This window comes from Caulobacter sp. GW821-FHT10F06 (assembly GCF_058809215.1).
Map to the genome: position 1 here is coordinate 247,153 of NZ_JBXASK010000005.1, position 22,306 is coordinate 269,458.

Consider the following 22,306-nt stretch of genomic DNA (forward strand, 5'->3'; position numbering starts at 1 on the left):
ATCAACCGTTAGAGAGTTCGACCAGACGGGGACGGAGCGAGAATAACCGGGGCGCTTGAGTCTGAGGCCCTTGTCACCGCCGTCCGCCATTCAGGAGCGACAGGTTCGTAATATGAGCAAGATTATTGGTATCGACCTTGGCACCACGAATTCGTGCGTGGCCATCATGGACGGCAAGAATCCGAAGGTGATCGAGAACGCCGAGGGCGCCCGCACCACCCCGTCGGTGGTCGGCTTCCTTGAGGACGGCGAGCGCCTGGTTGGCCAGCCCGCCAAGCGCCAGGCCGTCACCAATCCGACCAACACCCTGTTCGCGATCAAGCGCCTGATCGGCCGCAACGCGAGCGACCCGGTGGTCGAGAAGGACAAGGGCATGGTGCCCTACGAGATCGTCAAGGGTCCGACCGGCGACGCCTGGGTGAAAGCCCAGGGCAAGGACTACTCGCCGCAGGAAGTGTCCGCCTTCATCCTGCAGAAGATGAAGGAAGCGGCCGAGACCCATCTGGGCGAGACCGTGACCAAGGCCGTGATCACCGTTCCGGCCTATTTCAACGACGCCCAGCGTCAGGCCACCAAGGACGCCGGCAAGATCGCCGGCCTTGAAGTCCTGCGCATCATCAACGAGCCGACCGCGGCCGCGCTCGCCTATGGCCTGGACAAGAACGACGGCAAGAAGATCGCCGTGTACGACCTGGGCGGCGGCACGTTCGACGTCTCGATCCTGGAAATCGGCGACGGCGTCTTCGAAGTGAAGTCGACCAACGGCGACACCTTCCTGGGCGGCGAGGACTTCGACCTTCGGATCGTCGACTACCTGGCCGACGAGTTCAAGAAGGAGCAGGGCGTCGACCTGCGCAAGGACAAGCTGGCCCTGCAGCGCCTTCGTGAAGAGGCCGAAAAGGCCAAGAAGGAACTGTCGAGCACCGCTCAGTACGAAGTGAACCTGCCGTTCATCAGCATGAACGCGTCGGGCCCGCTGCACCTGAACATCAAGCTGTCGCGCTCCAAGCTGGAAGCCCTGGTGGAAGACCTGATCAACCGGACCATCGGTCCGTGCGAGCAGGCCCTGAAGGACGCCGGCCTGAAGAAGAGCGACATCGACGAAGTGATCCTGGTCGGCGGCATGAGCCGCATGCCCAAGGTCCAGCAGGCGGTGCAGGACTTCTTCGGCCGCGAGCCGCACAAGGGCGTGAACCCTGACGAAGTCGTGGCCCTGGGCGCCGCCGTTCAGGCCGGCGTTCTGCAAGGCGACGTCAAGGACGTGCTGCTGCTGGACGTGACCCCGCTCACCCTTGGCATCGAAACCCTGGGCGGCGTGTTCACCCCGCTGATCGAGCGCAACACCACCATCCCGACCAAGCGCTCGCAGACCTTCTCGACCGCCGACGACAACCAGTCGGCCGTGACCATCCGCGCCTTCCAGGGCGAGCGTCCGATGGCGTCGGACAACAAGTTCCTGGGTCAGTTCGACCTGCAGGGCATTCCGCCGGCGCCGCGCGGCGTGCCGCAGATCGAGGTCACCTTCGACATCGACGCCAACGGCATCGTCAATGTCCACGCCAAGGACAAGGCGACCAACAAGGAGCACTCGATCCGCATCCAGGCCAACGGCGGCCTCTCCGACGCAGACATCGAGCGCATGGTCAAGGAAGCCGAGGCCAACAAGGCGTCGGACGAGAAGAAGAAGGCCCTCGTCGAGGCCAAGAACCAGGGCGAGGCCATCGTGCACTCGACCGAGAAGGCCTTCGCCGAACACGGCGACAAGGTCGGACCGGCCGAGAAGTCCGCCATCGAGACCGGCCTGACCGATCTGAAGGCGGCTCTGGAAGGCGAGGACGTCGAGGCCATCCAGGCCAAGACCCAGGCGCTGATCCAGGCTTCGATGAAGCTGGGCGAGGCCATGTACGCCTCGCAGCAAGGCGCTGACGGCGAAGACGGCCAGGCCGCGGACGATGGCGTCGTCGACGCCGAGTTCGAGGAAGTCGACGAAGACAAGTCGGCGAAGTAACCTTCGCCATGCGCGCGCCGCGGAACGTTTGCCTATCGATCGTTCCGCGGCCGCGATTGCGGTCTCCGCGCGCTTTTGACGCCTTGCGTCGAGCCCCGGGCCGCCCCACCTCTCTTCCTATCAACGCCTCTCCCGTGGGCCTTTTGAGCGCCAGACGCTGACGATGCGCGACTATTACGAAATTCTCGGCGTAGCCCGAACCGCTGACGACGCGGCCCTCAAATCCGCGTTCCGCAAGCTGGCGATGGAGCACCATCCCGACCGCAATGGCGGCTGCGAGGACGCTTCGGGCCGCTTCAAGGAAATCAACGAAGCCTACAGCGTGCTGTCCGACGCCCAGAAGCGCGCGGCCTATGATCGCTTCGGCCACGCCGGCGTGAACGGCCCGCAGGGCGGCGGCGGCCAGGGCGGCTTCGACGCCAGCGACATCTTCAGCGACGTCTTCGGCGACGTGTTCGGCGAGATGTTCGGGGGCGGTCGCCGCCCGTCGAACGGTCCCCAGCGCGGCCAGGACCTGCGCTACGACCTGGAGATCACCCTCGAGCAGGCCTATGCGGGCGCCGAGGTCGAGATCAAGGTTCCGGCCGCCATCACCTGCGAGGTCTGCGACGGCTCGGGGGCCAAGCCCGGCACCAGCCCGACGGTCTGCGGCACCTGCGGCGGCGCCGGCCGGGTCCGCGCCACCCAGGGCTTCTTCGCGGTCGAGCGCGGCTGTCCCCGCTGCGGCGGTTCGGGCCGCCTGGTGCTGGACCCCTGCGCCAACTGCAACGGCCATGGCCAGGTGCGCCGCGAGCGCATCCTGTCGGTGCGCATCCCCGCCGGCGTCGACGACGGCGCCCGCATCCGCCTGGCCGGCGAAGGCGACGCGGGGGCCCGCGGCGGGCCGCGCGGCGATCTCTACATCTTCCTGTCGGTGATCCCGCACGAACTGTTCGAGCGCGACGGCCTGGACCTGCTGTGCACCGTGCCGGTGCCGATGACGGTCGCAGCCCTGGGCGGCGACATCGACGCCCCGTGCCTGCTGGGCGGCGAGGCCTGCGACGGCAACTGCAAGGTCGCGGTCAAGGTTCCCGAAGGCTCCCAGACCGGCAAGACCGTCCGCCTCAAGGGCCGGGGCATGCCGTCTCTGCGCAGCCGCCAGCGCGGCGACCTGGTGGTCGAACTCTTCGTCGAGACCCCGACCCACCTGTCGGCCCGCCAGAAGGAGCTCCTCAAGGAGCTGGCCGAGCTGTGCGGCGAGAAGCAGAACCCCAAGTCGGCCAATTTCGTCGGCAAGGCCAAGCGCTTCTGGGACGAGGTCACCGGCAGCTAGGTCGACGGCGACCTAGAGGTCCCGACCTCGTCGCCGGCTCCGTCCCAGAGCCAGGACCAGAACCGCCAGGATCAGCAGCGCCGCCGCGCCGATCACGATCGGTCCGACGTCGCCGGCCTTGGCCACGGCGTCGGTCAGCGGCTTCAACGACTGAACTTCGCCCAGGTGCTCGAAGCGGTTCTTGGCGGTCGCCGGGCTCGACGGCTTCTGCGGGCGCTGCAGCCGATTGTATTCGGGCACCTGGAAGACGATCGGGATGGTGATCTCGGGCGGCGCGCGCCCGGCCGGCAGGTCCGGCGGCAGCATCCGGAACTTCTCCGACAACGACAAGGCCGCCGCGCCGAAGCCCTCGTCCTTGGGCGACTCCGCCCGCACCACGCAGGCGTTCAGTCGCCCGTCCATCCCGACCTGGCACCTGAGCGTCGCGCGCCCGTTGATGTCGTGGCGCTGCGCGTGGTCGGGATAGAACGACGACATGTCGTCGCTGTCCGGCTTCTCGATCCAATAGGGCTTGTACCTGCCCATCACGGCCGGCCGTTCCGGAACGGCGTCGACCGCCTTGGATGCAGACATGCGAAACCCCCAACCCCAGCGCGATCTGGCACGAAGTTGCGAGAGCGGGCCAGCGGTTTGTGACGGGTAATTTCTTGTAGCGCTCAAGCCTAGGTTGTTCTACTAATGTTCTCATCAAGTTCAGCGGGGTAAGCGCTTTGGAACAGGGCGAAGCTGCACCGGTGCATCTGCTCGAAGATGCCGATACGGGTCACCGCTTTCTGATCTATGGGACCGAGCGCGGGCTCAAGGTCGAGCTACGCTACGATGGTGATGCGTTATGGATGACCCAGGCGCAGATGGCGGCGCTGTTTGGGCGAGACCCGTCCGTGATCTATCGTCATGTGACCAATATCTTCGAGGAAGGTGAGCTCGTCGAAGCGGATAACTTGCAAAAAATGCAAGTAATTGGCTCTGGCCGTCCGGGCACACTCTATAGCCTCGATACGGTCATTTCCGTCGGCTACCGGGTCAGCTCCGCCCAGGCCACGCTGTTTCGGAAATGGGCGACGAGCGTGCTCGTTCGGTTCGCGACCAAGGGCTTCGTGGTCGATGTCGAGCGGCTGAAGGACGAGAACGATCAGGATCGTGTCCGCGAACTGCGCGAAATCGTCCGCGACATTCGGGCGTCGGAGGCCAACGTCTATGCTGAACTTCGCCGGATTTGTTCCCTATGCCAGGACTATGAGCCGAGCTCCCCGGCGGCGGCCGATTTCTATCGGCGAACTCAAGCCAAGCTCTTCTATGCCGTGGTGAACCAGACGCCGTCCGAAGTGCTGAAGGCGCGTTCGGATGCGGCGGAGCCCAACATGGGCCTTCAGACAGGGCCGAAGGACGAGATCCGACAGGCTGACGCCATCGTCGCCAAGAACTATCTCGCGCCCGCCGAATTGAAGGAGCTGAACAGGCTGACGACCATCCTGCTCGACATTTTCGACGATCAGCTCGAGATCGGCAGGCTGGTTTTGATGGAACAGGCCTCGCGGCTTCTCGATCAGCAGCTCGCGAGTCTGAACCGCCTTGTTCTGGATCACGGCGGCCGTGTCCGCCATGATCAGGCCGAAGCTCGCGCCAAGGCGGAATACAAGGTGTTCGATGAGGCTCGGAAGGCCGCCAGGCGCGAAGAGGCGGATCGCGGGCTGGCGGAACTCAAGCAAACCGAGAGCGCGCTGCCCAAGACGCGGAGAGTCCAAAGTCGGCCTGAGAAACCTTAACGCCGCCCCTTAACGCGGGCCGCGACGCTCTGTAGTTTCCCGGGCGATGAACGCGCCCGTTTCCCAGACCGTCCAGACCTATGACGCCACCGGCGCGACGCCGGTGATGCAGCAGTTCTTCGAGATGAAGGCGCGCCAGCCCGATGCGCTGATCTTCTTCCGGATGGGCGATTTCTACGAGCTGTTCTTCGATGACGCCTACAAGGCCGCCGCCGCCCTGGGCATCTCCCAGACCTTCCGGGGCACCCATGCCGGCGAGCCGATCCCGATGGCGGGCGTGCCGCAGCACGCGGCCGAGGCCTATCTGTCGAAACTGATCCGCCTGGGCTTCAAGGTCGCCGTCTGCGAGCAGATGGAGGACCCGGCCGAGGCCAAGAAGCGCGGCTCCAAGTCGGTGGTCCGCCGCGACATTGTCCGCGTTGTGACGCCCGGCACCCTGACCGAGGACGGCCTGCTGGACGCCCGGGGCGCCAACCGCCTAGCCGCCGTCGCGGTGCGGGCCGGGCAGGCCGCCGTGGCCTCGGTCGAGCTGTCGACCGGCGAGGTCGAGGTGTTCTCCGTGGCCAAGGATGCGGTCGCCGCGATCCTGGCCGCCCTGGCTCCGTCCGAGACCCTGGTGGCCGACCGGCTGCTGTCGGACGACAACCTGTCCCAGACCCTGAAGATCTGCGGCGGCCTGGTGCAGCCGATGCCGTCGGCCCTGTCGGAGCCGCAGGCGTCGGAGACCCGCGTCAAGCGGCTCTACGGCGTCGACACCCTGGACGGCTTTGGCGGGCTGTCGCCGGCCGAGATCGGGGCCCTGGGCCTGATCGCCGCCCACCTGGAAATGACCCAGGCCGGCAAGCTGCCGGCGCTCCGTGCGCCCCGGCGGGCGGCCGAGGCCGATGTCATGGCCATCGACCCGGCCACGCGCGGCAGCCTGGAGATCGACCGCACCCAGTCGGGCGACCGCAATGGCTCGCTGCTGGCGGTGGTCGACCGCACCATCACCTCGGGAGGCGCGCGTCTGCTGGCCTCGCGCCTGGCCCGGCCGCTGCTGGACACTGCCGCCATCGATTGCCGCCTGGACGCGGTGGAGTGGTTCGTCGAGCACCGCCAGCTGCGCCAGCGCCTGCGCGAGGTGCTGAAGGGCTCGGGCGACATGGCCCGCGCCCTGTCGCGCCTGGCCCTGGGACGCGGCGGCCCGCGCGATCTGGGCTGCATCCGCGACACCCTGAAGACCGGTCAGAGCCTGGCGGCGATGATCGCCGGCTCGGGCGACGCCCTGACCTCGCCGCCGTTCGAGCTGGAGCACGCCTTCCGCGCCCTGACGCCGTCGCTGCACGAGGGCCTTTCGGGCTTCCTGGAGGCGCTGGAGACGGGCCTCGGTCCCGACCTGCCGGCCCTGGCCCGCGACGGCGGCTTCGTGGCCGCCGGGGTGCGCGAGGAGCTCGACGAGGCCCGCTCGCTGCGCGACGACAGCCGCCGGGTGATCATCGGCCTGGAGACCCAGTTGGCGGCCGAGAGCGGCGTGCCGCTGAAGATCCGCCACAACGGCGTGCTCGGCTATTTCGTCGAGGCCACGGCCGGCAAGGCCGACCCGCTGTTCCAGCCGCCGCTGAACGCCACCTTTATCCATCGCCAGACCCTGGCCAACCAGGTCCGCTTCACCACGGTGGAGCTGGCCGACCTCGACGCCCGCATCGCCCAGGCCGCCGAGCGCGTGCTGGCCATGGAGATCGCCGCCTTCGAGACCTGGCGCGAGGTCGCCCGCCTCCTCGCGGATGCCATCCAGATCGCCGCCGAGGCTCTGGCCAGGCTCGATGTCGCCGCCGCCCTGGCCGAATGGGCCGAGGACGCCGGCGCGGTGCGGCCGATCGTCGACAAGTCCCTGGCCTTCGACGCGCGCGGCGCCCGCCATCCGGTGGTCGAGGCCGCCGTGAAGCGGGCCGGCGACCCCTATACCCCCAACGACTGCCGGCTGGACGCCTCGGGCGAGATCGCCGCGCGGCTGTCGATCGTCACCGGTCCGAACATGGCCGGTAAGTCGACCTTCCTGCGCCAGAACGCGCTCTTGGCCATCCTGGCCCAGTCCGGCTGCTATGTGCCCGCCGCCAGCTTCCGTCTGGGCGTGGTCGATCGGCTGTTCAGCCGCGTGGGCGCGGGCGACGACCTGGCCCGGGGCCGCTCGACCTTCATGATGGAGATGGTCGAGACCGCCGCCATCCTGACCCAGGCCGGGCCGCGCGCGCTGGTGATCCTGGACGAGATCGGCCGGGGCACGGCCACCTATGACGGCCTGGCCATCGCCTGGGCCTGCGCCGAGGCCCTGCACGACACCAACCGCTGCCGCGCTCTGTTCGCCACCCACTATCACGAGCTGGCGACCCTGGAGGAACGGCTGGACCACGTCTCCAACCTGTCCCTGCGGGCCAAGGAGTGGAACGGCGACTTGGTCTTCCTGCACGAGGCCGCGCCCGGTCCCGCCGACCGCTCTTACGGCGTACAGGTGGCCAAGCTGGCCGGCGTGCCCGGACCGGTCGTGGCGCGCGCCCGTGAGGTGCTGGACCGCCTGGAGACCAAGGACGAATCACCGGCCAAGCTCGACGACCTGCCGCTTTTCGCCGTCAGCCAGGCCATGTCGGCGCCTGCCAAGGCGGCGCCCAGCGTCGTGGATGCGGCCCTGAAGGACCTGGACGTCGACGGCATGTCGCCCCGCGAAGCTCTTGAGGCGCTTTATCGCCTTAAGGGTCTGCTCAAGACCTGACGGGTAAACCATATAACCATCATGCCCCGTCGCCTTCGCCCCACCCCGCTGGAACATGTCGTCGACGGTCACGCCCTGCGCGCCCGTCTGTCCGCCGCCGCTTTGGACGCCCTCGGCGATGAGGCCGCCCAGCGCGCCCGCGCCATCGAGATTCTCAAGCAGGCGCTGTTTCGCGGCCGGATGATCGCCAAGGAGCGGCTGGAGAACGGGGCGGGCGGTCTTGAGACCTCGCGCCTGCTCAGCGGCGTCACCGACGAGGTGATCACCGCCCTCTACGACTTCACGACGGTGCACGTGTTCCGGGCCCGCAACCCCACCGAGGGCGAGCGCCTGTGCCTGCTGGCCGTGGGCGGCTATGGCCGGCGCACCCTGGCGCCGTTCAGCGACATCGATCTGCTGTTCCTGCGGCCCTACAAGCAGACGCCGCATGCCGAGAGCGTGATCGAGTTCATGCTCTATGCGCTGTGGGACCTGGGCTTCAAGGTCGGCCACGCCTCGCGCACCGTCGAGGAATGCGTGCGCCTGTCGCGCGAGGACTACACGATCCGCACCTCGATCCTGGAGGCCCGCCGCCTGACCGGCGACGAGCGCCTGGGGGCCGAGCTGAAGAAGCGGTTCCAGGACGACGTGATGAAGGGCACCGGCGCCCAGTTCGTCGCCGCCAAGCTGAAGGAGCGTGACGATCGCCAGGCCCGCGCCGGCGCCAGCCGCTACATGGTCGAGCCCAACGTCAAGGAAGGGAAGGGCGGTCTTCGCGACCTGCACACCCTGATGTGGATCGCCGAATATCTGCACCCCGTCGATCGCCCGGAAGACGTCTTCAAGCTGGAGGTGTTCGACCGCCGTGAAGCGAAAGCCTTTATCCGCGCCTTCGACTTCCTGCACGCCGTGCGCGCGCACCTGCATTTCACGACGGGCCGCCCCGAAGAGCGCCTGACCTTCGACCTGCAGCCCGAGATCGCCCGCCGCATGGGCTATGGCGACCGGGGCGACGCGCCGGCGGTCGAGCGCTTCATGCGTCGCTACTTCCTGATCGCCAAGGAGGTCGGGACCCTGACCCGCGCCTTCTCGGCCAAGCTGGAAGCCGAGCACTTCAAGAACGAGCCCAAGGGCATTTCCCGCTTCCTGCCGGGCGGCGGCCGACCCAAGCGCAAGGCGCTGGACGTCGACGGCTTCTACGAGGACGGCGGTCGTCTGAACATCGACGGGCCCGAGGTGTTCGAGGCCGATCCGGTCAACCTGATCCGCCTGTTCAAGATCGCCGACGAGCGCGATCTGGACCTGCATCCCGACGCCTTCACGGCCGTGACCCGCAGCCTGGGCCTGATCACCTCGCGCGTGCGCCGCGACGAGGAGGCGACGAAAGCCTTCCTGCACCTGCTGGCGCGCGGCAAGCGCAGCTACCGCACCCTGACCCTGATGAACGACGCCGGCGTGCTGGGGCGCTTCATCCCCGAGTTCGGCCGCGTCGTGGCCCAGATGCAGTTCAACATGTACCACTCGTACACGGTGGACGAGCACACCCTGCGGGCCGTGGGCATCATCGGCGACATCGCCGCCGGTCGCCTGGCCGACGAGCATCCGCTGGCCGTGTCGATCATGCCGCTTATCGAGGACCGCGAGGCCCTGTTCCTGGCCATGCTGCTGCACGACACCGGCAAGGGCGGGGTGGGCGGCCAGGAGAAGGCCGGGGCCCGCTCGGCCCGCAGCGCCTGCGAACGCCTGGGTGTCGACCGACTGAAGGTCGAGCTGGTGGCCTGGCTGGTCGAAAACCACCTCGTGATGAGCGACTTCGCCCAGAAGCGCGACGTCTCCGATCCCGGCACCGTCGCCGCCTTCGCTCGCATCGTCGAGAACCCGGAGCGCCTGCGCCTGTTGCTGGTGATCACCGTCGCCGACATCCGTGCCGTGGGTCCAGGCGTCTGGAACGGCTGGAAGGGCCAGCTGCTGCGCGAGCTCTACAACGCCACCGAGGCGGTGTTCCGGGGCGGTCGCGGCAGCGACGCCGCCGCCAATGTCCAGCGCCACCAGGAAGCCCTGGCCGAGGCCGCGCGCGACGCCCTGGTCGCCGATGACCCCGCCGCCAAGGGCTGGGCCTCGGCCATGGAAGCCGCCTATTTCGGAGCCTTCCAGGCCCAGGAGCTGAAGGACCACGCCGCTCTGGCCCGCCGCGCCGCCATCCAGGGCGGGGCCGCCGCCGAGGGCAAGGTGACGCCCGGCTCCAACGCCGCCGAGATCGTGGTCGCCGCCAAGGACCGGCGCGGCCTGTTCGCCGACCTGGCCCTGGCCATCTCGTCGCTCGGCGGCAACGTCGTCGGCGCCCGGGTCTTCACCTCCCGCCAGGGCCAGGCGCTGGACGTCTTCCATGTGCAGGACGTCACCGGCGCCCCGCTGGGCTGCGAGAACCCCCGGGCGCTGCGCCGCATGGCCGACGCCCTGGAGGCCGCCAGCCGCGGCGACACCCTGAGCTTCGAGCCCCGGCGCGGCGGCGAGCTGTCGCGCACGGCGGCCTTCTCCATCGCCCCGAGCGTGGTGCTCGACAACGAGTCCTCGGATGACGCCACCGTGGTCGAGGCTTCGGGCCGCGACCGCCCGGGCCTGCTGCACGCCCTGGCCCAGACCCTGGCGCAGAACGGCCTCTCCATCCAGTCGGCCCATATCGATGGCTATGGCGAGCGGGCGGTCGACGCCTTCTACGTCCAGACCGCCGAGGGCGGGAAGCTCAGCGAGACCCGCAGGCTGAACGCCCTGAAGGCGGACCTCCTGGCGGCGCTGGAACAGAACGAAGCCGGGGCGCCCAATACGCGTCCGGGCCTGAAACGCGCGCGAGCCAGCGTGGCGCGGTAAAGACGGCCTGGGCCGACGAGAGGAACGCGATGAAGCCGCCGATCAAACGCCTGACCGACCTGAAGCCCGCCGCGCCCGCCGCCCAGGCCGGCGCCTATGCGCGGCCCACGCCCAAGGTGGTGCGGCGCAAGAGCGCCAAGGTGCTGACCGACGCGGAAAAGGCGGCTTTCCTGGCTTCGCGGCCGGACCTGACCTCGAAGTCCTGAAGCGTCAGGCCCTGAGGATCTTGGCCATCGGCCGTCCCTTGGCCAGTTCGTCGACCAGCTTGTCCAGATAGCGGATCTCGCGCATCAGCGGATCCTCGATCGTCTCGATGCGAACGCCGCAGATCACGCCCTTGATGTCGGCCCGGGCGGGATGGAGCTTGGGGGCCTGGGCGAAGAACGTCTCGAAGTCCGATCGCCGCTCCAGCTGGTCGTCGAACGCTTCGCGACTGAAGCCGGTCAGCCACAGGATGATCTCGTCCACCTCGGCCCTGGTCCGCCCCTTCTTCTCCGCCTTGGCGACGTAGTGCGGATAGACGCTCGCGACGCTGGTTGTGTAGATTCTGTGCTTGGTCGTCACGATCCGGCTCCGGGCTCGAAGGGCTCCGCGAGATTAACGGCTGGGGCTGGGGACGGCTACCGCGCGGGTGCGAAACGCGCCTCGGAACCCCTCCCTCTTCCTCTGGGAGAGGGGGCAGATGGCCGCGAACACCGTGCGTTCACGCTCTCAATCCCAACGATTTCAACGCCCTGCAACTTTCTCGCACCGCGCTTTCCGCCGCGCCCGAAACCACCCCCATACTCAATCCCACCTGACGGCACGGGAAGGGCGTCCGGCCGGCGACTGCGACGGCTGTCAGGGGTGATTGCGCGGGAGCGAGGATGGGGGACGTAAACCCATCCATCGGGGAAGAGCCAAGGTCCCCGCCCGTCCGAAGGTTCGCTCCGGGTCCCTCCGGAATCGGCGTGGCTTGCAGCCCCAGGGCTGGGTCCGTCGCGAGGCAGGGGAAATCCGGGTGGGGCAAAGGGTTGAACAAGACCCGCGCGCCCCGGCCAGAGGGAAAACGGTCACGCGGAGCGTCTGTCTTCGTCGAAACGGTACTCATCTAACTCACATCCGGGCGAGGCCCGGGCGCTCCGCACCTCTTCCCACCCCATCGCAGCGAAAGCGCGAGGCGGCGAAGCCGTGCCTAGACCGCCGCGTGGTCCTTCAGGACGCCCAGCGGAACGATGGCCAGCATCTCCTCATGGCTGGCCTCCAGCACCACCTGCGGGGCCATGCCGGCGTCCAGGGCTTCCTTCCAGCGCCCGGCGCACAGGCACCAGCGGTCGCCGGCCTTCAGGCCCTGGAAGGCCAGCTCAGGGCGCGGCGTGGACAGGTCGTTGCCCATGCTCTTGGAGAAGGCCAGGAACTCGTCGGTCATGATGGCGCAGACCGTGTGCAGGCCCAGGTCGTGCGGCCCGGTCTCGCAGCAGCCGTTGCGGTAGAAGCCGGTCACCGGGTCCAGCGAGCAGGGCTTCAGCTCGCCGCCCAGCACGTTCTTGGCCCTGTCGTCATAGCGCGTCGTCATGCCCTGATCCTAACCCGCTTCGCGCGATCCGGGACCAACATTAGCGCGCCTTACGCGTGATGGGTTTTACCAAGGCCCGTCGATGCTTAAGAAGGAAGCCAAGACTCGTGGGGAGTTTCGATGTCCGACGTCGCCAGGCCGCGCCGCAGCGCCCTCTACATGCCCGCTTCCAATGCGAAGGCGGTGGAGAAGGCGCGCACGCTCGACGCCGACGTGATCGTGCTGGACCTGGAAGACGCGGTCGCCCCCGAGATGAAGGCGGCCGCGCGCGACGCTGCCGTGGCGGCGGTCAAGGCCGGCGGCTTCGGCTCCCGTGAGATCGTCATCCGCACCAATGGCCTCGACACCCCCTGGGGCGCCGATGACCTGAAGGCCGTGGCGGAAGCTGGGCCCGACGCGGTGCTGGTCCCCAAGGTCAATGACGCGGCCGACGTCCACGCCTACGAGGCCGCCCTGCATGCGGCCCCGATCAAGACCCGGCTGTGGACCATGATCGAGACCGGCAAGGCCGTCTTCCACCTGTGGGAGATCGCCGCGGCCAGCAAGTCGACCCGGCTGTCGGTCTGGGTGATGGGCGTCAACGACCTGGCCAAGGAGATGCGGGCCCGCCAGACGCCCGACCGCGCGCCGTTCCTGCCGCTGCTGTCGCTGTCGGTGGCCGCCGCCCGGGCCCACGGTCTGAGCATCCTGGACGGGGTCCACAACGACATCGAGGATCTGGAGGCGCTGGAGGCCGTCTGCGCCCAGGGCGTCGACTTCGGCTTCGACGGCAAGACCCTGATCCATCCCAAGCATCTGGAAATCTGCAACCGGGTATTCTCGCCCACCGAGGGCGAGATCGCCTGGAGCCGTGCGGTGATCGCCGCCTTCAAGGCGCCCGAAAACGCCGGTAAGGGGGCCTTGCGGGTCGAGGGCAAGATGGCCGAACGGTTGCATCTGGCCCAGGCCGAACGCCTGGTCGCCGTGGCCGCCGCCATTGCCGCCAAGGCCGCTTAAGGATGTCGATGCGGGTTTTCCTTCTCTCCGCCGTTCTGATCGCCGGGCCGGTCCTGGCCCAGGAGGCGCCGGTGGCGACCGCGCCTCAGTCGACCGTCGCCACGCCGACTCCGGCCCCCGCGCCGGCCTCGACCGATCCGATCCAGACCCCGCCCGCGCCGGCCCCGAACCAGCAGGTTCCGGCCGCCATCGATCCGCTGGGCGACCTGATCGACCAGACCGGCACTACCGACGAGGAAGACGCGACCCCGACCGCGCCGGTCCCCTATCACAAGCCGACCATCCTCCCGATCCCGGCCCCCGAAGCGCCCGCCCCGGCCTATCCGCCGTCGGGCCAGCCGGCCGTGACCCAGGGCGCCTATGTCCCGGCCGAGCAGATCTACGAGCTGCGGGTCAAGGGTTCGATCGTCGCCGCCCAAGGTCTGCAGGGCCCGCTCGACGGCGGCTGGAAGGTGGCGGGGCCTGACGGCTCGGTGCTTTACGCCCTGCAGATGGTCGATCCGGCCGGCGGCTACGGTCCGGTCGAGGGTGCCTGGCGCGACGTCCGGCGGGCTGGAGCCGTGGGCTCCACGGGCCTGATCGAGAGCGTCGAGCGCTCGGGCTCGGACCTGATCGTGCGCTTCAGCCCCAAGGCCGGCCAGTCGACCGTGCTGACCCTGCGCCCCACCGGCGAAACCCGTTGGGCCGGCGACCTGGTCGAGGCCGGCGCCGCCCGGTCGGTGGTCGCCGAGCGCGAGGCGCCGCCCAGCCTGCCGCCGGGCTATGTGATCCAGAGCCGGGGTCCGGTGATCTGGGGCGCGGCCCGCGCCGCCGCCAGCCGTCCGTCCGCCCCCGCGCCGGTCGCCTGCTCGACCAAGGGCAAGAAGGGCAAGGCCCTGAAGGCGGCCAAGGCCAAGTGCGCCGCGGTCGCCAAGAAGAGCGGCGGCAAGGGCAAGGCCACGGCGTCGAAGGGCAAGGGCTCCAAGGCCAAGGCGACCCCGGCCCGCAAGGGCAAGGCGACGGCCAAGAAGGCTTCGACGAAGAAGAAGCCGAAGCTGCGCTAGAGCTGCAGCGCGGATCTCGCCGCCGCGATGGCCTGGTCCAGCGCCTCGGCCGCATAGGCCTCGCCCGGCCTGTGGCCCCAGACCGGACCCGGCCAGGCCGGATCGCCGACCCGCCGGCCGATGACGTGGACGTGCAGCTGCGGCGTGACATTGCCCAGGGCGCCGACATTGAGCTTGTCGACCTGAAGGCCCAGGGTCCGCACCGCTGCTCCGGCCAGGACGATCTCGTCCATCAGCGCCACACGGTCGACGGGCGACAGGTCCTCGATCTCGCGCAGGCCGGCCTGGCGGGGGATCAGCACGATCCACGGATAGCGGGCGTCCAGCTGCAGCCGCGCCTCGCACAGCGGCAGGTCGCCCAGCGCGGCGGAGGTGGCCACGAAGGCCGGATCGAGGACGAACTCAGCCACGCGCCGTTCCTCGTTTGGGAACCGCCGCCCAATAATCGAAGTCGAGGATGACGTGGTCATTATAGGCCCCGGTCTCGTCCTTGCCGGGGAAGTCGTCGCAGGGCCGGTCGCGGGTGGCCACCATCCGCAGCCGCAGGGCCCCCACGCCGTCGCCCAGGTCGGCCTTGTCCAGCACCTCGCTCCAGGCGAACACCGTGCCGCCGGCGAAATAGGGGCTGACATGGCGCCCGCCATTGATGGCCAGGATCAGGCCGGCGCTCTGCAGGCCGTTGAACGACAGCGCCTTGGCCGTCGAGATCACCACCCCGCCATAGACCAGCCGCCGGCCCGACGGGTCCTTGGACCGCTCGAACTGGTTGAAGTGCACCTTGGCGGTGTTCTGCCACAGCCGCGTGGCCATGGCGTGCTCGGCCTCCTCGATCGCCATGCCGTCGACATGGTCGATGCGCTCGCCGATCTCATAGTCCTCGAAGGCGTGCGGCGCGCCGGCAAGGGCCCAGTCATACTTGGAGAAATCCAGGGTGGCCGGGATGATCAGGTCCGTCGCCGCCACGGCCTCCGCCAGCTCGGGCGCCGACTGCTCGACGAGCTCGGCCTCTGCCGAGCGCTTGCGCACCATCACCCAGCGCACATAGCGCAGCACGGCCTTGCCATGCTGATTGGTCCCGGTGGTCCGCACATAGACGACACCGGTCTTGCGGTTGGAGTTTTCCTTCAGCCCGATCACCTCGGACTCCGCCATCAGGGTGTCGCCGGGATAGACCGGGGCCAGGAACAGGCCCTCGGCGTAGCCCAGATTGGCCACGGCGTTCAGGCTGATGTCCGGCACGCTCTTGCCGAACACGATGTGGAAGGCGACCAGCGGATCGACCGGGGCCGCGGGGAGGCCGCAGGAACGGGCGAATTCATCGGACGAGAAGAGCGCAAAGCGCGGTCCGTAGAGCGCCGTATAAAGCGCCACATCGCCCGCCGTGACCGTTCGCGGCGTGGCGTGGACCAGGGTCTGGCCCAGCCGGAAGTCCTCGAAATAGCGCCCCGGATCGGTCTTGCTCATCCCCACGCGTCCTTATCGTTGTTCAGACAGTTCTGCCGCAGTGCAGCGAATGGGGAAAGAGGGCTTGAGAGTAAGGCCCGGCGGGCGTAGACCGCGCGCGACATTTCTCGTCCACAGCCTTGATGGAGACCCCATGGCTCGCGCGAAGATCGCCCTCATCGGCGCCGGTATGATCGGCGGCACCCTGGCCCACATCGCCGCTCGCGAAGAGCTGGGCGACGTGATCCTGTTCGACATCGCCGAGGGCACCCCGCAGGGTAAGTCGCTCGACATCGCCGAAGCCTCGGCCGTGTTCGGCAAGGACGTCGCCCTGAAGGGCGCCAACGACTACGCCGACATCGCGGGCGCCGACGTCTGCATCGTCACCGCCGGCGTGCCGCGCAAGCCGGGCATGAGCCGCGACGACCTGCTGGGCATCAACCTGAAGGTCATGAAGGCCGTCGGCGAAGGCATCAAGGCCCACGCTCCCAACGCCTTCGTCATCTGCATCACCAACCCGCTCGACGCGATGGTCTGGGCCCTGCAGCAGTTCTCGGGCCTGCCCAAGGAAAAGGTCATCGGCATGGCCGGCGTCCTGGACTCGGCGCGCTTCGCCTACTTCCTGGCCGAAGCCACCGGCGTGTCGGTCGAAGACATCCACGCCTGGACCCTGGGCGGTCACGGCGACGACATGGTGCCGATGGTCCGTCACTCGACGGTCGGCGGCCTGCCGCTGCCGGAACTGGTCAAGCAAGGCTGGCTGACCCAGGAAAAGCTCGACGCCATCGTCAAGCGCACCCGCGGCGGCGGCGGCGAGATCGTCGCCCTGCTGAAGACCGGTTCGGCCTTCTACGCCCCGGCTGAATCGGCCATCGCCATGGCCACCAGCTACCTGAAGGACAAGAAGCGCGTCCTGCCGTGCGCCACCTTCCTGACCGGCCAGTACGGTCTGGACGGCCTCTATGTCGGCGTGCCGGTCGTCATCGGCGCCGGCGGCGCGGAAAAGATCGTCGAGTTCGAAACCAACGAAGACGAAAAGGCGATGTTCGCCGCTTCGGTCGCGTCGGTTCAGGGCCTGATGGAAGCCTGCAAGGCCATCGACCCCTCGCTGGTCTAGGTCTTCAGCACTCCGAAACGACGAAGGGCGGCTCCTCGCGGAGCCGCCCTTTTTCTTTGGATGTCGAGACGCCTAGTCGTCGGCGGAGATGTCTTCCAGCGTCTTGCCGACCTGCTTGGCGCCGTAATCCTTGGCCACGTCGCCCAGGGACAGGATGCCGGTCAGCTTGCCGGAATCGTCGAGGACGACCAGGCGGCGGATCTGGTGATTGGCCATCTTGGCGGTGGCGTCGGCGAGGCTGTCCTCGGCGGTGATGCTCTGGACCTCGCCCTCGCTCATCGCCTCGGAGATCGGCGAGTCGAAGCTGCGGCCCTCGGCGACGACCCGCAGGACGAGGTCGCGGTCGGTGACCAGGCCCACGACCTTGCCGTTCTCGACGATCGGCACGGCGCCGCTGTCGATCTGGGCCATGGTCTGGGCGACCTTGCGGATGGAGTCGCTCGGGGCGGCCGTGACGACCTGTTGGGTCATGGCGTCGCTGACTTTCATGGGGAAACCTCAAAGGTTGAACTCAAGGTTCGTAAACCCCCGGCTATCGCCTCGCGTTCCGTGCTTCCCGTTCGCGGCCTGCCGCCCTATCTGTGCGCGGACCCTTCAAGCGGAGCTTTCATGTCCATTTCCATCCACCAGGCCAGCGTCCCCGTCTTCGTCCAGGGCCTGAAAGGCCTGAAGGGCGTGCTGACCAAGGCCCAGGCTCACATCGAGGCCAAGAAGATCGATCCCGAGGCCCTGCTGAAGGACCGGCTCTATCCGGACATGTTCCCGCTGATCCGCCAGGTGCAGATCGCCACCGATTTCGCCAAGGGCTGCGCCGCGCGCCTGGCCGGCGAGGAGGTTCCGGCCTGGGACGACACCGAGACCAGCTTCGACGAACTGATCGCTCGCATCGACCGCGCCATCGCCTATGTCGAAGGCCTGGACCCCGCCGCCTTTGCCGGCGCCGAGGATCGCGACATCACCCTGGTGCGCCGTGGCGAGACCAGCGTGGTCAAGGGGCTGGCCTATCTGCAGACCCAGGCCCAGCCGAACTTCTTCTTCCACCTGACCACGGCCTACGCCGTCCTGCGCCACAACGGCGTCGAGATCGGCAAGCGCGACTATCTCGGCACGGCGTAAGCCTCAGGGTTTGCGATAGACGTGTATGGCCCCGGCGCCGCCGATATCGACCGGGGCCATCGCCACCTCCAGGCCCGCCGCCTGGGCATAGGGATCCGGGTCGGCGATATAATAGGTCAACCGCTCGCGGCTGTGGCTGGGCGCCGCGCCCGGGGCCTTCGTCGTCACATAGTCCAGCACCAGGTCCATGCGGCCGATCTTCGGATTGAAGCCGCGATCGAGCACGAACAAGGCCAGGCTGCCGCCGTCGGCCAGGGGCTGGACGAAGACCGGCCGGTCCGCTGGCGGCGCCGGCTGGCGCATCTGGTCCTCCAGCGGCAGATGGAAGGCGGCCAGGCCTCCCGGGCGAAGATGGCGGACCACGCCCTTGAACACGTTCCGCCACGCCGCCCCGGCCGGCGCGTGGGCCAGGGTGAAGAAGGTGCAGAACACCGCGTCGAAGGTCTCGCCCAGGCTCAGCGAGGCCATGTCGCCCCGCACCAGCTTCAGCCGCGACGCCGCCTCGGGCGTCAGGGCCTGACGCTTGGCCTCCGCCTGACGCAGCATGGTCGGGGCCAGGTCGAGGCCGGTCACCGAATGGCCGCGCGCCACCAAGTCCAGCGCGATCCGGCCCGTGCCGACGCCGATCTCCAGCACCGTGCTGGGACCGTCGAGCAGGCCGGCATAGACCTCGATGTCGCCCGTCAGGCTTTTGTCGGCGGCGGTCAGGAGATCATAGTGAAGCGCCGAGGATCCGCTTTCCGCGTAGTAGGGCTTGGTCGACGCCATGGATCTCGCGGAGCTTGAGGTTGCCGGACCGGCAAACTGGAAGATCGACGACGGTCTTGTCCAGTGCGCGTCGTGATCGGGGCACTTTGACTCTTCCCCATTTTCTGTGCATAAGCGCGCCCTTCCGGCGCTTCATCAGCAGCGCCTCTACCGTCACGACCCCAGCCCGCTAGCGCGGGATCCATCTGGACGAGGACGGCGAGGACCCCCGTCGACGTGATCGTCCACGGGGGCTGATCGCGTTTGGAGCTTTGGGTTCAAACAGGGTTCGACATGTTCGACGGCCTTACAGAGCGGCTCTCCGGCGTCTTCGACCGTCTTGGCGGTCGCGGCGTGCTGTCCGACAAGGACATCGACGAGGCCCTGCGCGAGGTCCGCGTCGCCCTGCTGGAAGCCGACGTCGCCTTGCCGGTGGTCAAGGACTTCATCAGCAAGGCCAAGGAACTGGCCTCGGGCGAGGCGGTCATCCGCTCGGTCAAGCCGGCCGATCAGGTGGTCAAGATCGTCTATGACGGCCTGGTCGACATGCTGGGCGGTGAGGTCCCCACGGGTCTCAACCTGGCCCTGAACCCGCCGTCGGTGATCCTGATGACCGGCCTGCAGGGCTCGGGCAAGACCACCACGACCGGCAAGCTGGCCCTGCGCCTGAGCAAGAACGAGCGCAAGAAGGTGCTGGTCGCCTCGCTCGACACCCGCCGTCCGGCCGCCATGGAACAGCTGGCCCTGCTGGCCAAGCAGGTCGAGGTCGAGAGCCTGCCGATCGTCGCCGGCCAGAGCGCCGTCGACATCGCCAAGCGGGCGATGAGCGCCGCCAAGCTGGGCGGCTATGACGTCCTGATCCTCGATACCGCCGGCCGCACCACGCTGGACGAGGCGATGATGAGCGAAGCGGCGGAAATCGCCCGCATCGCCGTCCCGACCGAAACCCTGCTGGTCGCCGACAGCCTGACCGGCCAGGACGCGGTCCGCACCGCCAAGGCCTTCCATGAACGCCTGCCGCTGACGGGCCTGATCCTGACCCGCGCCGACGGCGACGGCCGGGGCGGCGCGGCGCTGTCGATGCGCCATGTCACCGGCCTGCCGATCAAGTTCCTCGGCGCCGGCGAGAAGATCGATGCGCTGGACGTGTTCGACGCCCGCCGCGTGGCCGGCCGGATCCTGGGTCAGGGCGACGTCGTCGCCCTGGTCGAGAAGGCCGCCCAGGACCTGGACCACGCCGAAGCCGAGCGCATGGCCAAGAAGCTGGCCAAGGGCCAGTTCGACCTCAACGACCTGTCGTCCCAGCTGTCCCAGATGCAGAAGATGGGCGGGATGGAAGGCATCATGGGCCTCCTGCCGGGCGTCCAGAAGGTCAAGAAGCAGATCGCCGAAAGCGGCATCGACGACAGCATCTTCCGCCGCCAGCAGGCGATCATCAGCTCGATGACCAAGCTGGAGCGCAAGAAGCCCGACATCCTGGCCGCCTCGCGCAAGCGCCGCATCGCGGCCGGCGCCGGGGTGGACGTGGCCGAGGTCAACCGCCTGCTGAAGCAGCACCGCCAGATGGCCGACATGTTCAAGGCGATGTCCAAGGACGGCGGCAAGAGCCTGGCCAAGATGGCCGGCATGATGGGCGGCGGCGACATGTCCCGCCTCAAGGCGATGGGCGGCGGCAAGGTCGCCCCGCCCGAACAGAATTCCGCGGGAGGCCTGCCGGGTCTTCCCGGTCTCGGCGGTGGCGGCGACGCCAAGCCGAACCTCCTTTCCGGCCTGGGCGGCGGTCTGCCGCCCGGTTTCAACCCGTTCAAGAAATAGAACTCAAACTAAGGACTGCCCCAATGCTGAAGATCCGTCTCGCCCGTGGCGGCGCCAAGAAGCGCCCGTACTACTCGATCGTCGTCGCTGACAGCCACTCGCCGCGCGATGGCCGTTTTATCGAGAAGGTCGGCACCTACAACCCGCTCCTCAAGAAGGACGACGCCGCTCGCGTCACGCTGAAGGTCGAGTCGATCCAGGCCTGGATCGCCAAGGGCGCCCAGCCGACCGACCGCGTCGCTCGCTTCCTGGCCGATGCCGGCATCGGTTCGTGGACCCACGGCAACAACCCGCAAAAGGGCGCTCCGGGCAAGAAGGCCCAAGAGCGTAACGCCGAGCGCGCTCAACGCGAAGAAGACCGTAAGGCCGCCGAAGCCCAGGCCAAGGAAGACGCCAAGGCCGCCGCCGAAGCCGAAAAGGCCGCCGCCGCTGAAGCCGCCGCCGCTGCGGCCGCCGCTGCTGCTGCTCCGGCCGAGGAAGCTCCGGCCGCCGAAGAGGCTCCGGCCGCTGAAGCCGCCGCTGAAGAAGCCCCGGCTTCGGAAGAAACCACCGAAGGCTAAGGCCTTTGACGTTGTCGCCCCGGTCTTCGGATCGGGGCGGCGATGTCGTCTCGTCGATGAGCAACACGCCCTCCGCCAACCTGATCCTCGTCGGCCGCGTCGCCGGCGGCTTCGGCGTGCGCGGCGAGGTGAAGATCACGACCTATACCGAAGACCCCAAGAGCCTGGCCGGCTTCAAGGCGCTGACGCGTCAGGACGGCTCGCCGGCCCTGACCATCCTCTCGGCCCGCGTGGCCAAGGAAGGCCTCGTCGCCCGCTGCAAGGGCATCGAGACCAAGGACGCCGCCGACGCCCTGCGTGGTCTGCGCCTCTATGTTCCCCGCGAGGCCCTGCCCGAGCCCGACGAGGACGAATATTACCTGACCGATCTGGTCGACCTGCCCGTGCGCCATGTTTCAGACAACGCCCTGCTCGGGTCGGTGAAGAGCGTGCAGAACTTCGGGGCCGGCGACCTGCTCGAGATCCTCCCTGCCTTGGGCGGCCAAACCTGGTACCTGCCCTTCACCCGGGCGGCCGTGCCCGAAGTGAAGATCGCCGAACGCTTGATCCTCGCCGACCCGCCCGCCTTGGTGGGAGAACCGGAAGGCCCGGTCGAAGAGGCCGATGACGACGCCGAGGGCGTCGAGCGCAATTACGACTAGGAGCTCCAGGGCATGGCGTCCGACGGGAAGTGGCGGGTCACCGCTTCGCGCTATGTCCACAAGGATCGCTGGATCGCCCTTCGGGCCGACGACTGCGTCACCGACGAAGGGGCCGTGATCGCGCCCTTCTACGTCCTGGAATATCCCGACTGGGTCGAGATCGTCGCGCTGGACGCCGACGACAACCTGCTGCTGGTCAAGCAGTACCGCCACGGCATGGGCGGCTTCACGATCGAGCTGCCGGCCGGCGGCATGGAGCACTCCGACACCGATCCTTGTGCGGCGGCGAGGCGTGAACTGATGGAAGAGACCGGCTGCGCCGGCGACTTCAGCCTGGTCGGCGAGGCCTGGCCCAACGCCGGCACCCACACCAACCAGGTCCACACCATCCTGGCGCGGAACGTCGTTCAGGTCGCCGAGCCCAACGACGATCCCACCGAGCGGATGGAGCGGTTCTGGGTCCCGGCCGCCGAGGCGGTGCGCATGGCCCTGGCCGGCGAATTGACCGTGGGCATGCAGATCGGCTCGCTGTTGCGCGCCCTCGTCCACGCCGGCGTGGCGACGATCGCGGTCGCGAAGACCTCGGCCTAGGCG

Annotated in this window: 21 protein-coding genes; 14 read left to right on the forward strand and 7 right to left on the reverse strand. The window is 68.3% G+C overall.

The genetic code is table 11. From position 1 onward, the window contains the following. The first annotated feature begins 112 nt into the window (after positions 1 to 112). Positions 113 to 2,008 carry a molecular chaperone DnaK gene (gene dnaK, locus AC1RUS_RS13195; protein ID WP_492916781.1) on the forward strand — a complete coding sequence of 632 codons (1,896 nt, stop codon included), beginning with the start codon at positions 113 to 115 and terminating at the stop codon, positions 2,006 to 2,008. A gap of 163 nt (positions 2,009 to 2,171) precedes the next feature. Further along, complete coding sequence (gene dnaJ / locus AC1RUS_RS13200; protein WP_492916783.1) at positions 2,172 to 3,320, forward strand: molecular chaperone DnaJ; 1,149 nt, start codon at positions 2,172 to 2,174, stop codon at positions 3,318 to 3,320. A 12-nt stretch (positions 3,321 to 3,332) separates the two neighbouring features. Here dnaJ and AC1RUS_RS13205 read toward each other — a convergent pair whose 3' ends face one another. Then, positions 3,333 to 3,893 carry an energy transducer TonB family protein gene (locus AC1RUS_RS13205; protein ID WP_492916785.1) on the reverse strand — a complete coding sequence of 187 codons (561 nt, stop codon included), beginning with the start codon at positions 3,891 to 3,893 and terminating at the stop codon, positions 3,333 to 3,335. A gap of 137 nt (positions 3,894 to 4,030) precedes the next feature. Between AC1RUS_RS13205 and rhuM the strand changes: the two genes are divergently transcribed. From rhuM to AC1RUS_RS13225, 4 genes are read left to right on the forward strand one after another with little or no spacing between them, the layout of a single operon-like run. After that, positions 4,031 to 5,086: a RhuM family protein gene (rhuM, locus tag AC1RUS_RS13210; protein ID WP_492916787.1), complete on the forward strand. Its 1,056-nt coding sequence runs from the start codon at positions 4,031 to 4,033 to the stop codon at positions 5,084 to 5,086. 46 nt (positions 5,087 to 5,132) lie between these two features. Next, positions 5,133 to 7,832 (forward strand): DNA mismatch repair protein MutS, encoded by a 2,700-nt coding sequence (mutS, locus tag AC1RUS_RS13215; RefSeq protein ID WP_492916789.1) that lies wholly within the window; start codon positions 5,133 to 5,135, stop codon positions 7,830 to 7,832. A gap of 21 nt (positions 7,833 to 7,853) precedes the next feature. Next, positions 7,854 to 10,679: a [protein-PII] uridylyltransferase gene (locus AC1RUS_RS13220; RefSeq protein WP_492916791.1), complete on the forward strand. Its 2,826-nt coding sequence runs from the start codon at positions 7,854 to 7,856 to the stop codon at positions 10,677 to 10,679. A 29-nt stretch (positions 10,680 to 10,708) separates the two neighbouring features. Next, positions 10,709 to 10,885: a hypothetical protein gene (locus AC1RUS_RS13225; RefSeq protein WP_492916793.1), complete on the forward strand. Its 177-nt coding sequence runs from the start codon at positions 10,709 to 10,711 to the stop codon at positions 10,883 to 10,885. Positions 10,886 to 10,889: 4 nt separating this feature from the next. On the opposite strand, the gene AC1RUS_RS13230 is transcribed toward AC1RUS_RS13225, so the two are convergent. Both AC1RUS_RS13230 and AC1RUS_RS13235 read right to left on the reverse strand, forming a co-directional pair. Then, the gene (locus AC1RUS_RS13230; protein ID WP_492916795.1) at positions 10,890 to 11,243 is read right to left on the reverse strand and encodes a DUF2200 domain-containing protein; all 354 of its coding nucleotides are present in this window, start codon (positions 11,241 to 11,243) and stop codon (positions 10,890 to 10,892) included. Between the two features lie 610 nt (positions 11,244 to 11,853). Beyond that, positions 11,854 to 12,234, reverse strand: coding sequence for a DUF2237 family protein (locus AC1RUS_RS13235; RefSeq protein ID WP_492916797.1), 381 nt, complete (start codon positions 12,232 to 12,234; stop codon positions 11,854 to 11,856). Between the two features lie 120 nt (positions 12,235 to 12,354). On the opposite strand from AC1RUS_RS13235, the gene AC1RUS_RS13240 reads away from it, so the two are divergent. Further along, positions 12,355 to 13,230, forward strand: coding sequence for an HpcH/HpaI aldolase/citrate lyase family protein (locus AC1RUS_RS13240; protein WP_492916799.1), 876 nt, complete (start codon positions 12,355 to 12,357; stop codon positions 13,228 to 13,230). 8 nt (positions 13,231 to 13,238) lie between these two features. Further along, positions 13,239 to 14,273, forward strand: a complete 1,035-nt coding sequence (locus AC1RUS_RS13245) for a hypothetical protein (protein ID WP_492916801.1) — start codon at positions 13,239 to 13,241, stop codon at positions 14,271 to 14,273. Here the strand turns inward: AC1RUS_RS13245 and AC1RUS_RS13250 are convergent. Continuing rightward, on the reverse strand, positions 14,270 to 14,683 hold the full coding sequence (locus tag AC1RUS_RS13250; RefSeq protein ID WP_492916803.1) for an HIT domain-containing protein: 414 nt from the start codon (positions 14,681 to 14,683) through the stop codon (positions 14,270 to 14,272). The two genes, AC1RUS_RS13245 and AC1RUS_RS13250, sit on opposite strands and share 4 nt — an antisense overlap. Beyond that, positions 14,676 to 15,737: a MaoC family dehydratase gene (locus tag AC1RUS_RS13255; RefSeq protein ID WP_492916805.1), complete on the reverse strand. Its 1,062-nt coding sequence runs from the start codon at positions 15,735 to 15,737 to the stop codon at positions 14,676 to 14,678. The genes AC1RUS_RS13250 and AC1RUS_RS13255 overlap by 8 nt, the downstream gene beginning before the upstream one ends. Positions 15,738 to 15,870: 133 nt before the next feature. Between AC1RUS_RS13255 and mdh the strand changes: the two genes are divergently transcribed. After that, a complete protein-coding gene (mdh, locus tag AC1RUS_RS13260) occupies positions 15,871 to 16,833 on the forward strand; it encodes a malate dehydrogenase (RefSeq protein WP_492916807.1) in 963 nt (320 codons plus the stop codon). A 72-nt stretch (positions 16,834 to 16,905) separates the two neighbouring features. Here the strand turns inward: mdh and AC1RUS_RS13265 are convergent, their stop codons facing one another. Continuing rightward, complete coding sequence (locus AC1RUS_RS13265) at positions 16,906 to 17,322, reverse strand: CBS domain-containing protein (protein WP_492916809.1); 417 nt, start codon at positions 17,320 to 17,322, stop codon at positions 16,906 to 16,908. Between the two features lie 120 nt (positions 17,323 to 17,442). On the opposite strand from AC1RUS_RS13265, the gene AC1RUS_RS13270 reads away from it, so the two are divergent. Then, positions 17,443 to 17,949 carry a DUF1993 domain-containing protein gene (locus AC1RUS_RS13270; RefSeq protein WP_492916811.1) on the forward strand — a complete coding sequence of 169 codons (507 nt, stop codon included), beginning with the start codon at positions 17,443 to 17,445 and terminating at the stop codon, positions 17,947 to 17,949. A gap of 3 nt (positions 17,950 to 17,952) precedes the next feature. Here the strand turns inward: AC1RUS_RS13270 and AC1RUS_RS13275 are convergent, their stop codons facing one another. Continuing rightward, positions 17,953 to 18,717 carry a class I SAM-dependent methyltransferase gene (locus tag AC1RUS_RS13275; protein WP_492916813.1) on the reverse strand — a complete coding sequence of 255 codons (765 nt, stop codon included), beginning with the start codon at positions 18,715 to 18,717 and terminating at the stop codon, positions 17,953 to 17,955. A 273-nt stretch (positions 18,718 to 18,990) separates the two neighbouring features. Here AC1RUS_RS13275 and ffh point away from each other — a divergent pair, with 273 nt between their 5' ends. The 4 genes from ffh to AC1RUS_RS13295 are packed head-to-tail and all read left to right on the forward strand — an operon-like array spanning position 18,991 to position 22,303. Then, complete coding sequence (gene ffh, locus AC1RUS_RS13280) at positions 18,991 to 20,511, forward strand: signal recognition particle protein (RefSeq protein WP_492916815.1); 1,521 nt, start codon at positions 18,991 to 18,993, stop codon at positions 20,509 to 20,511. 23 nt (positions 20,512 to 20,534) lie between these two features. Then, positions 20,535 to 21,071 carry a 30S ribosomal protein S16 gene (rpsP, locus tag AC1RUS_RS13285; RefSeq protein WP_492916817.1) on the forward strand — a complete coding sequence of 179 codons (537 nt, stop codon included), beginning with the start codon at positions 20,535 to 20,537 and terminating at the stop codon, positions 21,069 to 21,071. Positions 21,072 to 21,127: 56 nt separating this feature from the next. Then, positions 21,128 to 21,712: a ribosome maturation factor RimM gene (gene rimM / locus AC1RUS_RS13290; RefSeq protein ID WP_492916819.1), complete on the forward strand. Its 585-nt coding sequence runs from the start codon at positions 21,128 to 21,130 to the stop codon at positions 21,710 to 21,712. Positions 21,713 to 21,724: 12 nt separating this feature from the next. Continuing rightward, the gene (locus tag AC1RUS_RS13295; protein ID WP_492916821.1) at positions 21,725 to 22,303 is read left to right on the forward strand and encodes an NUDIX hydrolase; all 579 of its coding nucleotides are present in this window, start codon (positions 21,725 to 21,727) and stop codon (positions 22,301 to 22,303) included. Positions 22,304 to 22,306: the final 3 nt, after the last annotated feature.

Coding starts and splice junctions, on each gene's coding strand:
- ffh (WP_492916815.1), top strand. CDS start 18,991: ATGTTCGACGGCCTTACAGAGCGGCTCTCCGGCGTCTTCGACCGTCTT.
- AC1RUS_RS13245 (WP_492916801.1), top strand. CDS start 13,239: ATGCGGGTTTTCCTTCTCTCCGCCGTTCTGATCGCCGGGCCGGTCCTG.
- AC1RUS_RS13220 (WP_492916791.1), top strand. CDS start 7,854: ATGCCCCGTCGCCTTCGCCCCACCCCGCTGGAACATGTCGTCGACGGT.
- AC1RUS_RS13255 (WP_492916805.1), bottom strand. CDS start 15,737: ATGAGCAAGACCGATCCGGGGCGCTATTTCGAGGACTTCCGGCTGGGC.
- AC1RUS_RS13265 (WP_492916809.1), bottom strand. CDS start 17,322: ATGAAAGTCAGCGACGCCATGACCCAACAGGTCGTCACGGCCGCCCCG.
- rimM (WP_492916819.1), top strand. CDS start 21,128: ATGAGCAACACGCCCTCCGCCAACCTGATCCTCGTCGGCCGCGTCGCC.
- AC1RUS_RS13240 (WP_492916799.1), top strand. CDS start 12,355: ATGTCCGACGTCGCCAGGCCGCGCCGCAGCGCCCTCTACATGCCCGCT.
- AC1RUS_RS13275 (WP_492916813.1), bottom strand. CDS start 18,717: ATGGCGTCGACCAAGCCCTACTACGCGGAAAGCGGATCCTCGGCGCTT.
- dnaK (WP_492916781.1), top strand. CDS start 113: ATGAGCAAGATTATTGGTATCGACCTTGGCACCACGAATTCGTGCGTG.
- dnaJ (WP_492916783.1), top strand. CDS start 2,172: ATGCGCGACTATTACGAAATTCTCGGCGTAGCCCGAACCGCTGACGAC.
- AC1RUS_RS13205 (WP_492916785.1), bottom strand. CDS start 3,893: ATGTCTGCATCCAAGGCGGTCGACGCCGTTCCGGAACGGCCGGCCGTG.
- AC1RUS_RS13295 (WP_492916821.1), top strand. CDS start 21,725: ATGGCGTCCGACGGGAAGTGGCGGGTCACCGCTTCGCGCTATGTCCAC.
- AC1RUS_RS13225 (WP_492916793.1), top strand. CDS start 10,709: ATGAAGCCGCCGATCAAACGCCTGACCGACCTGAAGCCCGCCGCGCCC.
- AC1RUS_RS13270 (WP_492916811.1), top strand. CDS start 17,443: ATGTCCATTTCCATCCACCAGGCCAGCGTCCCCGTCTTCGTCCAGGGC.
- mdh (WP_492916807.1), top strand. CDS start 15,871: ATGGCTCGCGCGAAGATCGCCCTCATCGGCGCCGGTATGATCGGCGGC.
- rpsP (WP_492916817.1), top strand. CDS start 20,535: ATGCTGAAGATCCGTCTCGCCCGTGGCGGCGCCAAGAAGCGCCCGTAC.
- mutS (WP_492916789.1), top strand. CDS start 5,133: ATGAACGCGCCCGTTTCCCAGACCGTCCAGACCTATGACGCCACCGGC.
- AC1RUS_RS13235 (WP_492916797.1), bottom strand. CDS start 12,234: ATGACGACGCGCTATGACGACAGGGCCAAGAACGTGCTGGGCGGCGAG.